Source organism: Neolewinella lacunae, assembly GCF_014349155.1.
Taxonomy (GTDB): domain Bacteria; phylum Bacteroidota; class Bacteroidia; order Chitinophagales; family Saprospiraceae; genus Neolewinella; species Neolewinella lacunae.
Genome location: NZ_JACSIT010000151.1, coordinates 57830 through 70688 on the forward strand (window position 1 = coordinate 57830; position 12859 = coordinate 70688).

Sequence of the window (12859 nt, forward strand, 5' to 3'; positions counted from 1 at the left end):
CTATGTCCTTACTCACTCCCACGGCTTACTTCCCCCCCGCCACCTGGTTTGCGGCTGCCCTGGAGGCGGGGAGTTGGGAGATCGAAGCCCACGAAAATTACCAGAAAGGCGGCTGGCGCAACCGCTGCGAAATTGCTGGCCCCAATGGCCGGCAAACCCTTTCCATCCCCCTCGAAAAAGGCAAACACCAGAAAAAACCCATCCGGGAAGTCAGCATTTGTTACCGCACCGACTGGTGGCGGGCCCACGAGCAGGCCATCCGGACCGCCTACGGCCGTTCTCCCTACTTCGAATTTTACGCCGATGCCCTCTTCGCCGTGGGCCGCAGCCACCCCGCTACGCTCTGGGAGCTGAATTTTCGCTTGCTCACCACCCTCGGCCAGTTGGTCGCTTTTCCCGTCGTGCCCCAGCCCAGCGCCAGTTTCACCCCCCGTGGGAGTGCCCTCTTTTTACGGGAAACTGACCTCGCGGAGGCACTCCCCCCCTACCCCCAAGTCTTTACCGACCGGCACGGCTATTTGCCCGGCCTTTCCGTCCTCGATGCCCTCTTCTGCCAGGGGCCAGTAGTGGCACGGCTTAAAGGACCTGTAATTTAGCAAACTTCAGCATGATCCTTTTTTCGGGCTGGGCCAGGTCGCTAAAGTGAATGGTGGCGATCTGGTTGCCCGCCCCTCCGTCGACCTTGGTAACTTTTCCTTCCCCGAATTTCTGGTGCAAAACGCGCACGCCCGCCACAATCTCTTCGGAAGGGCTGGGCTGGAAGTTTTCCATATCCACCCGGGGCTCCGCAAACTTGGCCGTCCCCCGCAGGCGGGCGGGTGGAACCACCCCCGTCACGCGGGCGCGCTGCTGGGCCAGGGGGTCAAACTCGTGGTCGTTCGAGCGGCGGCTGTACGAAGTACTTTCTACGGCCTCGGCCGGCACCTCCGCCAAGAAGCGGCTGGGCTCGTTCATCGTCATTTTACCGTAGCGGTAGCGGGTGTTGGCGTAGCTGAGGGTGAGGAACAACTCCGCCCGCGTGATGGCTACGTAAAACAGGCGCCGTTCCTCGTCCATTCCCTCGGCGGAGTCCATACTCATCCAGCTGGGGAACAACTTTTCTTCCAGTCCAACGACGAAGACCGATTTAAACTCCAGACCCTTGGCGGCGTGGACGGACATTAGGGTAACAACGTCTTTACTTTCATCGCCCTCCGTATCAAAGTCCGTCAGCAGGGCAATGTTTTGCAGGTAGGTGGCCAGGCTTTTGTCGGGCAGGTTTTCCGTGTCGCTCACGCTGTCTTCCTCGACGAAGGACTTGATGCCATCGAGCAAAGCCTGGAAGTTTTCCAGCCGTCCCATGCCTTCAATGGAATTGTCGTTGCGGTAAAAATCCAGCAGTCCGGAGCGGCGCGCGATGGCTTCGGCCAGTTCGTAGGCACTCGCCGTGGCAGATTTTCGCTGGGCTTTTTCAATGACGTCGATGAAACCATCGGCGGCGTGGCGCGCGCGCGTGGGCAGGGCCACGTGGCGCAGAGCGTCGAAGAGGCTCATCGATTGTTGTCCGGCCAGACTGATGACCTTGCCGACGCTCGTATCGCCAATACCGCGCTTGGGGAAGTTGATCACGCGGCGGAAGGCCTCCTCGTCGTTGGGGTTGACTACGAGGCGGAGGTAGGCGATGAGGTCTTTGACTTCCTTGCGCTGGTAAAAGCTCAGTCCGCCGTACACCCGGTAGGCGATGTTGAAACGACGTAAGTACTCCTCGAAGATGCGGGATTGCGCGTTGGTGCGGTAGAGGATGGCAATGTCCTGGTTTTGCAGGTGAAAGCGGTTTTTCTGCTCCAGGATGGTATCGGCCACGCGGCGGCCCTCCAGGTTATCGTCCATTTCCCGGATGACGCGGATTTTCTCGCCGTGGCCCTTGTCGCTCCAGATTTTTTTCTGGATCTGCCGGCTGTTGTGGCCAATGACGGCGTTGGCCGTGGCAACGATGGTTTCGGTACTGCGGTAGTTTTGCTCTAGTTTGAAAGTCTGGATGCCGTACTGGCTGAAGTCGTTCTCGAAGTCGAGGATATTCTGGATCGTGGCACCGCGGAAGGCGTAGATCGACTGCGCGTCGTCTCCCACCACGCAGATGTTGCGCGGACTGCCCTCGTACTGCACCAGGCGCTTGACGATGGCGTACTGCAGGGTATTGGTGTCCTGAAACTCATCGACCAGTACGTAGCGGAATTTCTGCCGGTACTTTTTTACCACTTCGGGGTGGTTTTGCAGCAGTTCGTAGAGCCGGAAGAGGAGGTCGTCAAAGTCCATGGCCCCGGCCCTCTTGCAGCGCTCAACGTATTTGGTGTAAATCTGGGACACCAGGGGCATTTTGGCTTGCTTATCCTGGGCGAGCAGTTCTTCGTTGAGGGCGTAGGATTTGGGGGTGATGAGGTTAGACTTGGCCGAGCTGATCCGGTTTTTGATGGCGTTGGCCTGGTAGACTTTGGGGTCGAGACTCAGTTCGCGAATGATCTGCCCGAGGAGGCTTTTCGTATCGTCGGTGTCGTAGATGGTGAAGTTGCTCGGGTAGCCGATGTGGTTGGCTTCCACGCGGAGGATGCGGGCGAAGAGGGAGTGGAAAGTGCCCGCCCAGATGTTGCTCGCACGGGGGCCAACGACCTTGGCGATCCGGTCCTTCATCTCGCGGGCCGCCTTGTTGGTGAAGGTCAGGGCCAGGATTTCCCACGGCGCTGATCCCTGCTCAATGAGGTGAGCAATGCGGTAGGTGAGCACCCGGGTTTTGCCCGAGCCAGGGCCAGCGATCACCAGGACGGGTCCATCCGTCGTGGTTACCGCCTGCCGTTGTACTTCGTTGAGTTCATCGAGGTAATGCGGCGGTTTTACGGTGGGCTGGCTAGACATGCGATGGCGTTGTGTGCCGCGAATATACGCACGCCGGGAGGGCCCGGCCAAGGCAAATCGCCACGAAATGTTTACTTCGGCTCGTAGTAAACAACATTCAGCGGTTTCTTGCCCGGCTCTTTGTCCCGTTCATCACACCTGCGGCCGCGCCCATTTGCTGCATCTGGGCGCGGCCGCAGGTGCAGGGAAACGGATAAAAGCAATGCCACCAACACCCCCGGTCACGAACGAGCGCCCTACCCCACCCGGCCAGCCTAAATTTTTTTTCACCGCGCTGGCACGATTTCAAAAAAGCATTAACTTTGCATTGCAAAGCACTTTTACTCTGCACAACTAAGCTACTTCTGCCATGAAATATTTCCCCATCGTCCTGGTCATTACCGTGTTTTTACTGCTCATTCCCTTCGTGGCCATGCAGTTTACCGCTGAGGTAAATTGGGATATTTTTGATTTCGTCGTCATGGGCACGCTCCTGTTCACCACGGGAATGCTGTTGGCCCAGATTCCCCGGTGGGTGCCACAACGCAATTACCGTATCCTCCTGGGCTGTGCCGTACTGGGGGCCTTCTTTTTGGTATGGGCCGAGTTGGCCGTCGGCATCTTCGGATCTCCTTTCGCTGGCAGTTAGTCGGGACTGATGGGAGAAATTTGGCCAGTCGAAGCCCTGCTCCCGACTTCAATTGCCGGGGTGCCCGTACCTTCACCCCCCAACCAAAGCCGAACCATGCCCCCAAAACTCTCCCCCCAGCGCAGCAGCGAACTCCTGCAAATTCTCCGCGACCGTTTCGCCGCCCACCCCCACCGGCATAAGAGCCTGTCGTGGGACGATGTCGAGGCCCGCTTGCAGAAACAACCCGCTAAACTGTGGTCACTCAATGAAATGGAAATCACCGGTGGCGAACCCGACGTCACCGGCCTGGATGCCCGCAGCAGTGAGTTTGTCTTTACCGACTGTTCTACCGAAAGCCCCGCCGGTCGCCGCAGCCTCTGCTACGACCGCGCCGGCCTGGAATCCCGCAAGGAAAATCGTCCCGCCAACAGTGCCGTAGATCTCGCCCGGAGCATGGGGACCGACCTCCTGACCGAGGCAGAGTACCGGGAGCTGCAGGCACTGGAAACGTTCGATACCAAAACCTCCAGCTGGCTGCTTACGCCCAAGGACATGCGCGAGCTCGGCGGTGCACTGTTTGGCGACTTCCGCTACGGGCAGGTTTTCATCTACCACAACGGCGCCCAGTCTTACTACGCCGCCCGGGGCTTCCGCGCCAGTTTGAGGGTGTAAAAACTACAAAGTGAGCGGGGAACCTTCTTCGCCTGCCCGGCCTACCCCGCTTTCGGAGGGACGAAACTCCCCCTTTCGGGGGTCGGGGGGGAGCACCTGCGCCCGCGCCATAAAAAAAGGCTTTCCCCACTCCAAATCCCAAGGGAAAAGGAGCGCGGAAAGCCTTTTTAATTGGTTTCGTGGGCTTGCTAAGCGCGGGCGAGATCAAAGCGATCGAGGTCCATCACCTTGGCCCAGGCGGCCACGAAGTCGTGGACGAACTTGGCTTCTCCGTCGCTGCTGCCGTAGCACTCTGCGATGGCGCGCAGCTCCGAATTGGAGCCGAAGATGAGGTCAACGCGGGTACCAGTCCACTTTACGGCACCGGTTTTGCGGTCGCGGCCTTCGAAGACGGTATCCGCATCCGAGGTGGCGCGCCAGGTGGTGCCGAGGTCGAGGACGTTGACGAAAAAGTCGTTCGTCAGTTGTCCGGGGCGGCCGGTGAAAACGCCGTGGTGGGAGCCATCAAAGTTGGCACCCAATACGCGGAGACCACCGACCAGGGCCGTCATCTCTGGTACTGTGAGGGTGAGCAAGTTGGCGCGGTCCACCAGCATTTCTTCGGCAGAAACCCGCTGCTCTCCTTTGAGGTAGTTGCGGAAGCCGTCGGCTTGAGGCTCCAGCGCGGAGAAGGATTCGACGTCGGTTTGCGATTGCGTAGCGTCGGTACGTCCGGCGTTGAAGGGCACCGTGACGTCGTAGCCCGCCGCTTTGGCTGCTTCTTCGACCGCTGCGCCGCCCGCCAAAACGATGAGGTCGGCCAGGGACACGCGCTTATTGCCCGTCTGGCTGTTGTTGAATTCTTTCTGGACGCCTTCGAGCTTTTCCAGGATGCTGCGGAGCTGGGCGGGGTTGTTGACCTCCCAGTTCCGCTGCGGCGCCAAACGAATGCGGGCACCGTTGGCACCTCCGCGCTTGTCGGAATCGCGGTAGGTAGATGCCGAGCCCCAGGCCGTAGTGATCAGGGCGGCGGGGGCAATGCCCGTGGCCAGGACCATACGCTTGAGTTTGGCGACATCCCCGGCGTCGATCAGTTCGTGGTCAACGGCCGGAACGGGGTCTTGCCAGATCAGTACTTCGGCGGGTACTTCGGGGCCGAGGTAGCGATCGCGGGGGCCCATATCCCGGTGGGTCAGTTTGAACCAGGCGCGGGCGAAGGCGTCGGCAAATTGGTCGGGATTTTTATGGAAGCGCTCGGAGATCGCGCGGTAATTGGAGTCGTACTTCAACGACAAGTCCGTCGTCAGCATGATCGGCGCGTGGCGCTTGTTGGGGTCGTGGGCGTCGGGGACGGTATCGGCCGCAGCGCCGTCTTTGGGTACCCATTGGTGGGCACCGCCGGGGCTCTTGGTCAGCTCCCATTCGTAGCCGAAGAGGTTGTTGAAATAGTCGTGGCTCCACTTGGCGGGCGTGGACGTCCAGGCACCTTCCAGGCCACTGGTAATGGTGTGTTCGGAGTGGCCGCTGCCGAAGCTGTTTTTCCAGCCCATGCCCATTTCCTCGATGCTGGCGCCCGCAGGCTCCATCCCTACGTATACGCCCGCATCCGCAGCGCCGTGGGTCTTGCCGAAGGTGTGTCCGCCGGCAATCAGGGCCACGGTCTCTTCGTCGTTCATGGCCATGCGGCCGAAGGTCTCGCGGATGTCAATGGCCGCTCCCAGGGGGTCGGGGTGGCCGTTGGGGCCTTCGGGGTTGACGTAGATGAGGCCCATGTGGGAGGCACCGAGGGGCTGCTCGAGGTGGCCATCGGCGTAGCGCTCCTGGTTGCCGAGCCATTCTTTTTCGGAGCCCCAGTAGACGTCCTGCTCGGGTTCCCAGATGTCTTCGCGTCCGCCAGCGAAACCAAAGGTTTTGAAGCCCATGGTTTCCAGGGCGACGTTACCGGCCAGAATCATGAGGTCTGCCCAGGAAAGTTTTTTGCCGTACTTCTGCTTGATGGGCCAGAGCAGCAGGCGGGCTTTATCGAGGTTGGCGTTATCTGGCCAGCTGTTGAGTGGCGCAAAACGCTGGTTGCCGGATCCCGCGCCGCCGCGTCCGTCGGAGATGCGGTAAGTACCCGCGCTGTGCCAGGCCATCCGGATCATGAAGGGACCGTAGTGCCCGTAGTCGGCGGGCCACCAGTCTTGCGAGTCGGTCATCAACTGGGCCAGATCAGCTTTGACGGCGGCCAGATCGAGGCTTTTGAAAGCTTCGGCGTAATTGAAATCCTTTTCGTAAGGCTTAGAGCGCTCGGAGTTCTGCCGCAGGATATTGAGGTTGAGTTGGTTGGGCCACCAGTCGCGGTTGCTCGTGCCTTTACCCGCTACTTGCTGCAGCTGGCCGCTCAAAAAAGGGCATTTCGCCGTTGATTCGTTGACATCCCAGACTTTGGTTTCGTCCGCGCCGTTGTGGGTATTTTTGCTATCCATGCAGGAGTTTTCTTTTATGTTAAGGTAAGTTATTTTTGCCCGCGAAGGGCGGGTTAAATTCGTCCATAACTTAATGTTTTACCACCCGAATAGTTGCGTAAGGCTAATGTAAAATTGGCAGTTCCCGCAGCACCAAATGGGCTTGTGTTCAAGCGGTAGCATCAGTAGGGCGCGGTCGCAGGTGCAGGGGAAGGGACGAGGAATAAGGCCGGCCCTCCACCGCCCGTGTTGCTTCGTCGACCAATAATTTCCTTTCATCGGAAGAATTGTTCCTAAACAACCTGCCGCCGCTTGCCGCGTTTTTCAACTACAAGCTCCCCACACTATGCGTGCCAGATTACTTCTTCCCATCCTGCTGCTGCCCCTGCTGTTTGCCTGCCAGGAAAACCGGGAAATCAGCTCCATTGACCCCGTCAACTGGGAAAAACGCACGGTCAGCACGCCACTGCCCGATAGCCTGGAACGGGGCAGCACCTACCTATCCGTCTATTCCCAAATCTACGGCGAGACGGAACACCGTACCCACAACCTGACGGCCACGGTCAGCATGCGCAACGTCAACCGCCACGACACCGTCTACCTGGATCACGCTGAGTACTACGGCACGACTGGAGCACTCATCCGCACCTATTTCCAGCGCCCCATCTACATCCTCCCCCTGGAGACCGTCGAAATCGTCATCGATGAAATCGACAAAGCCGGTGGCACCGGCGCGAACTTCCTCTTCGACTGGCAAATCCGCCCGGGTACCAACGCACCGTTCTTTGAATGTGTCATGATCTCCACCTCGGGGCAGCAGGGACTGTCCTTCACAACGCGCGGGGTTTTGCTGAAGCGGTGACTACCGATTAGGCCGCAGCGTTGGCTTGGGCGGGAATGAGAATTGGCCAATCAACATTCGAACATGTTCGAATGTCCAAATTTGCGAAAGTTCAGGGGCTGCGTTCTGCCTACCAAGCAGTAAATTCATTCACCACTCTCCCTCTAAGGCTCCCCCACCGGCACCATCAACGGCCCGATGCCCAGGGCGATAAGCAACTGGTTAAAGGCCGGCACCTCCCGATCCAGCAAAGTTCGGGCGGCGGTGCGGTGGGTGGCCCAGACGGCCTCTAGCTCCTGCAGGCGGGCCTGGGAAGCCTGCGTGATGCGGGGGACGTCGCTCTCGCTTTGGTTAAGCAGGAAGAAGTAGTCGGCAGTAAAGCCATTGAGGAAGTTCTCTACATCGTCGTAGGCCTTCGATTTCCGTTGCACCATCGTCGCATCCCAGGCCTGGAGGGATTTCAGGAGCGTTTCTCCCTGCCGGTGGGTGGTCTCGGTAGCGCTGGTTCTGGGAACTTTTTTGAGCAAGCTTTCCAGGTCGTCACTCAGGTCTTTGAGTTCGTTGACGAGGCGATGCATATCGCTTAGTTCTCCCGCCATTTTCAGGAGGTGACGATCGTACTCCGCGTGGTCTTCCGCAGCGGTTTGCAGGCGAGGATTGGGCATTACCCGGGCTTCGGTAGCTACCAGGTCTTCATCTTTGTAGAGGCTGAGTTGATAGGTGCCGGGGGCAACCTTGTGGCCACGGTAGCTGCCTTCAATGTAGACGCCCTCTACACCGGGCAGGGAGGCGTGGCGGAGGTCCCAGACGAAACGGTTCAGCCCTTCTTCCTTCGGCAAGGTCGGCTCCGCAGACGGCCCGCCCGCCCAGGTTTCGCCCTCGGCCGCTTCGTCACTAAAGGTCCGGATAACCTTCCCGGCGGGGTCTTTGATCTCCAGGCGTACCTTGCTGCTGTCCGCACCCGCTGGCAAGTGGTAGTACAAAACAATGCCCGTCGCCGGGTTGACCCCGCTCAGGAGGTCGTCGCCGTCTCCGCCCCCGTTCAGTTCGCTGTAGCCACCCACCAGCAGGGCATCTTCGGGTTGGTAGGCGTGCAGGTCTTTGGTGGCCGGAGCGTACTGCCGCAGCAGGGCCAGGTCATCGAGGATCCAGTAGCCCCGGCCAGCGGTGGCAATGACGAGGTCGCCGTGCTTCACCGCCAGATCGGTAATCGGCACCACCGGCAGGTTCAGTTGCAGGCTTTCCCAGTTGGCTCCATCGTCCCAGGATGCGTACAAACCCGTTTCGGTGCCTGCAAAGAGCAAGCCCTTGCGTTCGGTATCCGCCCGCACCACGCGCGTAAATGCGCCCTGTGGAATGCCCTTGCTGATGTTGGTCCAGGTCTTCCCGTAGTTGCGCGTCACGTAAAGCGCTGGCGTGTGGTCGTTGAATTTGTAACGGGTGGTGGCGATGTAAGCCGTAGCGGGGTCGTGGGGAGAGACCTCGATGGAATTGACCAGGCATTCGGTCAATCCCTTGGGCGTCACGTTTTGCCAGGTTTTGCCGTTGTCCTGGGTCAGGTGCACCAGTCCGTCGTCGCTGCCCGTCCAGATCACCCCGGCCGTGTGCGGTGATTCGATGAGGTAAGCGATGGTTCCGTAGTTTTCCGCGCCAACGGCTTCGTTGGTGTAGGGCCCGCCGCCTTTGCCCTGTTTGTCTTTTTCGTTGCGTGTCAGGTCAGGAGAGATTTCCTCCCAGGTCAGGCCCATATCCTGGGTACGGAGGACGTACTGCGCAGCGTGGTAGTAGGTGTTGGGACTGTGCTGCGACCACACGATGGGCGCATTCCAGTTGTAGCGGTAGCGCATGTCTTTGGTCTCCAGGGCCAGGTACTGGATGGGCGCGGCCATGATGTTGGTGTTCGTCCCCGCCTCCGTATCGAGAATGTCGATGGTGCCGAGGTAGCTGCCACCCAGGACGTAGCGCGGGTTATCGGGGTCAAAGGCCAGGAAGGCACTTTCTCCGCCCGCTGAGGCTTCCCAATTGGTTTGGTCCGGCCCACCGCTGGTCAGCGAACGGGTGCTGAGACGAACGGAAGTGTTGTCCTGCTGCCCCCCGTAAATGCGGTAAGGGAAGTGGTTATCGACGTTGACCCGGTACATCTGCGCGGTGGGCATGTTGCTCTGGGTAGACCAGGTCTCGCCCCGGTTGAAGGTGATGGAGGCACCACCGTCGTCGGCCAGCACCATGTTTTTGGGGTTGTGGGGGTTGATCCAGAGGTCGTGGTAATCGCCGTGTGGCCCAGCAATCTCCTCCCAGCTTTTTCCCCCGTCGATGGAGCGGAGCATATCGGCGGAAAGGACGTAAACGAGATGTTCATTTTGCGGGTCGACGAACAGCTCGATGTAGTACCAGGCGCGTTGCACCAGGCGGTGGTCGTCGCTCACGCGGCTCCAGTGCTTTCCGGCGTCGGTGGAAACGAAGAGGCCACCGAGTTCCTTTTCCGAATCGCTTTCCACCAGGGCGTAGACGCGCTGGGGATTGCTGGGAGCCACCGCCACGGACATTTTACCCTTTTCGGCAGGCAGGCCTTCCTCGACTTTTTCCCAGGTTTCGCCGCCGTCCGTGCTCTTGTAAAGCCCGCTGCCCGGACCGCCGCTGATGACTTTCCAGGGCTGCCGACCGTACTCCCACATCGCGGCGTAAAGGATAAGGGGGTTGGTGGGATCCATGTCCAGTTCCGCGCAGCCGCTGCGTTCGTCCACGTACAGCACTTGCCGCCAGGTGACCCCGCCGTCGGTGCTTTTGTAAATGCCCCGTTCTTTGCCCGGGCCGTAGAGGGAACCCTGGGCGGCGACGTAAACAATGTCGGGGTTTTTAGGGTGAATGACGATGCGGGCGATGTGCTGCGTCAGTTCCAATCCCACTTTTTTCCAGGTGCTTCCGGCGTCCGTGGATTTGTAGACACCGTCTCCGGCCGAAGTCATCACCCCGCGTACGGCGTGTTCACCGCTGCCGCAGAAGACGATGTTGGGGTCACTTTCCGCCACCGCAATGGCCCCGATGGAGCCGGTGCCGAAGAAACCGTCGGAAATGTTGTTCCAGTGCTGGCCGGCGTCTTCGGTTTTCCAGACGCCGCCGCCGGTGTTGCCCATGTAATAGGTCAGGGGGTCGCCCACTACGCCCGTGGCGGCGTTGGCGCGGCCGCCGCGGAAGGGCCCCACGTTGCGCATTTTTACGCCGGCCAGGTAGTCGGCCGCCGCCGGAGGGCTTTGGGCGTCGAGGGCCAGGACCAAAAGAAAGAAGGGGACAAGAAGAATCGTTCGCAGCATGGTAGTGAGTAGCAGTGTAGCGGGTAAAGCTACTTCGTTAGCGGAATATTCGCCAGGCATTTTCCTGCTGGACCTGTTAGAGAGGATGCGGGCGCGGCCGCAGGTGCTGGGGTAGGGACAGGGAGAAAGGCGAGACCTCCGCGCCCGTCTAAGCTACCTGCTGCTCGTCACCCACCCACCCCCCGACGGCCTAAAGTAGAGAAGTGTCTACCAGCCCCCCCCCATTCCGCCGACCTAACAGCGCTGGTTTTCCCAATTAAACAGAGGAACGTACGACCCAAAAAATTCGAACAACAAAAATATTCATGTCACAATAAACTGATTTACAAACACTTACGGAGATGATTAAAATATTTTATGCCTACCATAAGTTTTTCTCCAGATTATCAGTTGCACCTTTCACCTATTTACCTTATTTTTGTACTGTTGCTTTTTCCAAAGCTAATTTTGATCAGTTTGAATAAACCAAAAACCTTAAATTAGCACCAACGATTTAGTGCGTCTCTAGTCTCCGATGATTTCAGCCCTGGTTTCAGCCTTTTGCCTTCTCCCCGGGAAGGTTGTCTTACTCATTATCTTTAGCTGCGGATTCATTAAATAAACCTGATAAACTCTTCTAAAGAATGGCTTTCATTTACAACTCCTGCCTCCTTGGGCGGGCCGTCATGGTATTTGCGTGTCTTCTCCTTGGCTTACACCTCCCAGCACAAGACCCCGACATTTATCTGAGTCCAGACCTCGACATGGACAGCCTCGCTGCTGCTACCTCTCAATATTACACTTCCACCTTAAGCAATCTACAGGATCCCTGCACAGCTGGGCTAAGTGCAGAAGCCACGGTGATCAACTACGAGAGAAACAGCCTGGTTGAGCTCTCCGGTGATAGCGAGGGAAAAGACCTTCAGCTGTACGAAGGCGATCGTTACCTACGTACGCTGAAGCTTGGAAAGTCGCCAGTGTACCTAACTCTGAAAAATAGTGAAGATTACCGTCTAATGACTATTGACCGTTGTGGCCACCCACAGGCAGTAGTAGCATTCAGTACGCACTTGCGTCCCGCTAAAGCTCCGCTGGAATTGAGTAGAACGATGTACGCTGCCGTTAGGAAGTGGCAAATTGCTGCTGAACAACCCCTGGATAATTTCCTAAGCAATGGTCTGTAGAGGTTTTCATGCCCTTTGGAAGTTGCGAAGCCCGAAATTACTGAAGTGTTGCTGGAGATTTCGAATTAAGTCCTCATCAAGGTCCAGTCGACACAAGGATAATATTCGTTGTGCTTGGAATTCATTCATGTGACGTTGTTTTACATCGGCGATAGAGAAAGCCCTAACAGGTTGCCCCGGGACTTGTAAATGGTAAGCTGCTTTGGCTAGCGAGCCAACAGTCATCGCCACATTGAAGTGGAAATCGTTTTTCTGCCAAGAGTAGGCTTGGCAGTGCTCCAAGCCCAGTTCTTGCTTCGCGTCGCGAAATAGAAATTCTTGTTGAAATCGACATTGGTAAGCATGAAGAACTTCACCACCGTTGAGATTGGTGTCAGTTGACATATAAAGTCGATGGCCATTTACCTGGCCTTCACTGTCTAGATCATGGACAACGACCAATACGACTTGACATTTAAGCGCTTCTACATTTACAATTGCCTCGTACGCAATCCATTTTCTATCTTCGTCGATAGCACAAGGCGTAAAGACATCCTCTCTGAGGTTGCGAACAGCTACGTAGCCGTCAAACTGCCGTGGTTTCCCCCGTCGCTTTTCTCGTGGGCCGCGATAAAGATAACGGATTTTAGCGTCTTTTCTTAAACGAGTAATCACATCGAAACCGTTCATAACCATTTGATCTACAAAAGGTTGTCGAGAAAAATAGGCATCTACCGCTATGTATTTTGATATTGACTGCAAGCGGTCTTTTCGGGCAATGATAGTCGAACCATAATACTCCAATAGTGTCTCGCTTTCGTGACGGTCAACGGTTTGTACCATGTCTAAATGCAAAGCTGCCTTGTTTTGTAAGTCGACGGCAGCTAGTCCGCTGGCCTCCATACCCCACTTGGGTTTTCCGTCGCTACCGCTGTAGTAATAGTCCACTCCGTCAGTATACTTACCAC

9 protein-coding genes are annotated in these 12859 nt (G+C 57.7%); 5 read left to right on the forward strand and 4 right to left on the reverse strand.

Features of this window, described 5'->3' with window-relative positions:
• Positions 1–2 precede the first annotated feature (2 nt).
• Positions 3–596, forward strand: coding sequence for a WbqC family protein (locus H9S92_RS18820; RefSeq protein WP_187468248.1), 594 nt, complete (start codon positions 3–5; stop codon positions 594–596).
• On the opposite strand, the gene H9S92_RS18825 is transcribed toward H9S92_RS18820, so the two are convergent.
• The gene (locus H9S92_RS18825) at positions 577–2889 is read right to left on the reverse strand and encodes an ATP-dependent helicase (RefSeq protein WP_187468249.1); all 2313 of its coding nucleotides are present in this window, start codon (positions 2887–2889) and stop codon (positions 577–579) included. The genes H9S92_RS18820 and H9S92_RS18825 overlap by 20 nt on opposite strands.
• 349 nt (positions 2890–3238) lie before the next feature.
• On the opposite strand from H9S92_RS18825, the gene H9S92_RS18830 reads away from it, so the two are divergent.
• Together H9S92_RS18830 and H9S92_RS18835 are read left to right on the forward strand one after the other, a co-directional pair.
• The gene (locus H9S92_RS18830) at positions 3239–3517 is read left to right on the forward strand and encodes a hypothetical protein (protein WP_187468250.1); all 279 of its coding nucleotides are present in this window, start codon (positions 3239–3241) and stop codon (positions 3515–3517) included.
• A 96-nt stretch (positions 3518–3613) separates the two neighbouring features.
• The gene (locus tag H9S92_RS18835) at positions 3614–4171 is read left to right on the forward strand and encodes a DUF4256 domain-containing protein (protein ID WP_187468251.1); all 558 of its coding nucleotides are present in this window, start codon (positions 3614–3616) and stop codon (positions 4169–4171) included.
• 188 nt (positions 4172–4359) lie between these two features.
• On the opposite strand, the gene katG is transcribed toward H9S92_RS18835, so the two are convergent.
• Positions 4360–6618, reverse strand: coding sequence for a catalase/peroxidase HPI (gene katG, locus H9S92_RS18840; RefSeq protein ID WP_187468252.1), 2259 nt, complete (start codon positions 6616–6618; stop codon positions 4360–4362).
• Positions 6619–6943: 325 nt separating this feature from the next.
• Here katG and H9S92_RS18845 point away from each other — a divergent pair, with 325 nt between their 5' ends.
• Entirely contained in the window at positions 6944–7459 is a 516-nt protein-coding gene (locus H9S92_RS18845) for a DUF3124 domain-containing protein (RefSeq protein WP_187468253.1), read from the forward strand.
• Between the two features lie 143 nt (positions 7460–7602).
• On the opposite strand, the gene H9S92_RS18850 is transcribed toward H9S92_RS18845, so the two are convergent.
• The gene (locus tag H9S92_RS18850) at positions 7603–10749 is read right to left on the reverse strand and encodes a beta propeller repeat protein (RefSeq protein ID WP_187468254.1); all 3147 of its coding nucleotides are present in this window, start codon (positions 10747–10749) and stop codon (positions 7603–7605) included.
• A gap of 623 nt (positions 10750–11372) precedes the next feature.
• Between H9S92_RS18850 and H9S92_RS18855 the strand changes: the two genes are divergently transcribed.
• Entirely contained in the window at positions 11373–11912 is a 540-nt protein-coding gene (locus H9S92_RS18855) for a hypothetical protein (protein ID WP_187468255.1), read from the forward strand.
• Positions 11913–11918: 6 nt separating this feature from the next.
• On the opposite strand, the gene H9S92_RS18860 is transcribed toward H9S92_RS18855, so the two are convergent.
• Positions 11919–12859, reverse strand: a 941-nt coding sequence (locus H9S92_RS18860; protein ID WP_222936065.1) for a transposase, incomplete at its 5' end; no start/stop codon positions are given.

What these genes read in the sequence shown, in the direction of transcription:
- H9S92_RS18820 (WP_187468248.1), top strand. Translation starts at nt 3, where the DNA reads ATGTCCTTACTCACTCCCACGGCTTACTTCCCCCCCGCCACCTGGTTT.
- H9S92_RS18850 (WP_187468254.1), bottom strand. Translation starts at nt 10,749, where the DNA reads ATGCTGCGAACGATTCTTCTTGTCCCCTTCTTTCTTTTGGTCCTGGCC.
- H9S92_RS18830 (WP_187468250.1), top strand. Translation starts at nt 3,239, where the DNA reads ATGAAATATTTCCCCATCGTCCTGGTCATTACCGTGTTTTTACTGCTC.
- H9S92_RS18855 (WP_187468255.1), top strand. Translation starts at nt 11,373, where the DNA reads ATGGCTTTCATTTACAACTCCTGCCTCCTTGGGCGGGCCGTCATGGTA.
- H9S92_RS18835 (WP_187468251.1), top strand. Translation starts at nt 3,614, where the DNA reads ATGCCCCCAAAACTCTCCCCCCAGCGCAGCAGCGAACTCCTGCAAATT.
- H9S92_RS18845 (WP_187468253.1), top strand. Translation starts at nt 6,944, where the DNA reads ATGCGTGCCAGATTACTTCTTCCCATCCTGCTGCTGCCCCTGCTGTTT.
- H9S92_RS18825 (WP_187468249.1), bottom strand. Translation starts at nt 2,889, where the DNA reads ATGTCTAGCCAGCCCACCGTAAAACCGCCGCATTACCTCGATGAACTC.
- katG (WP_187468252.1), bottom strand. Translation starts at nt 6,618, where the DNA reads ATGGATAGCAAAAATACCCACAACGGCGCGGACGAAACCAAAGTCTGG.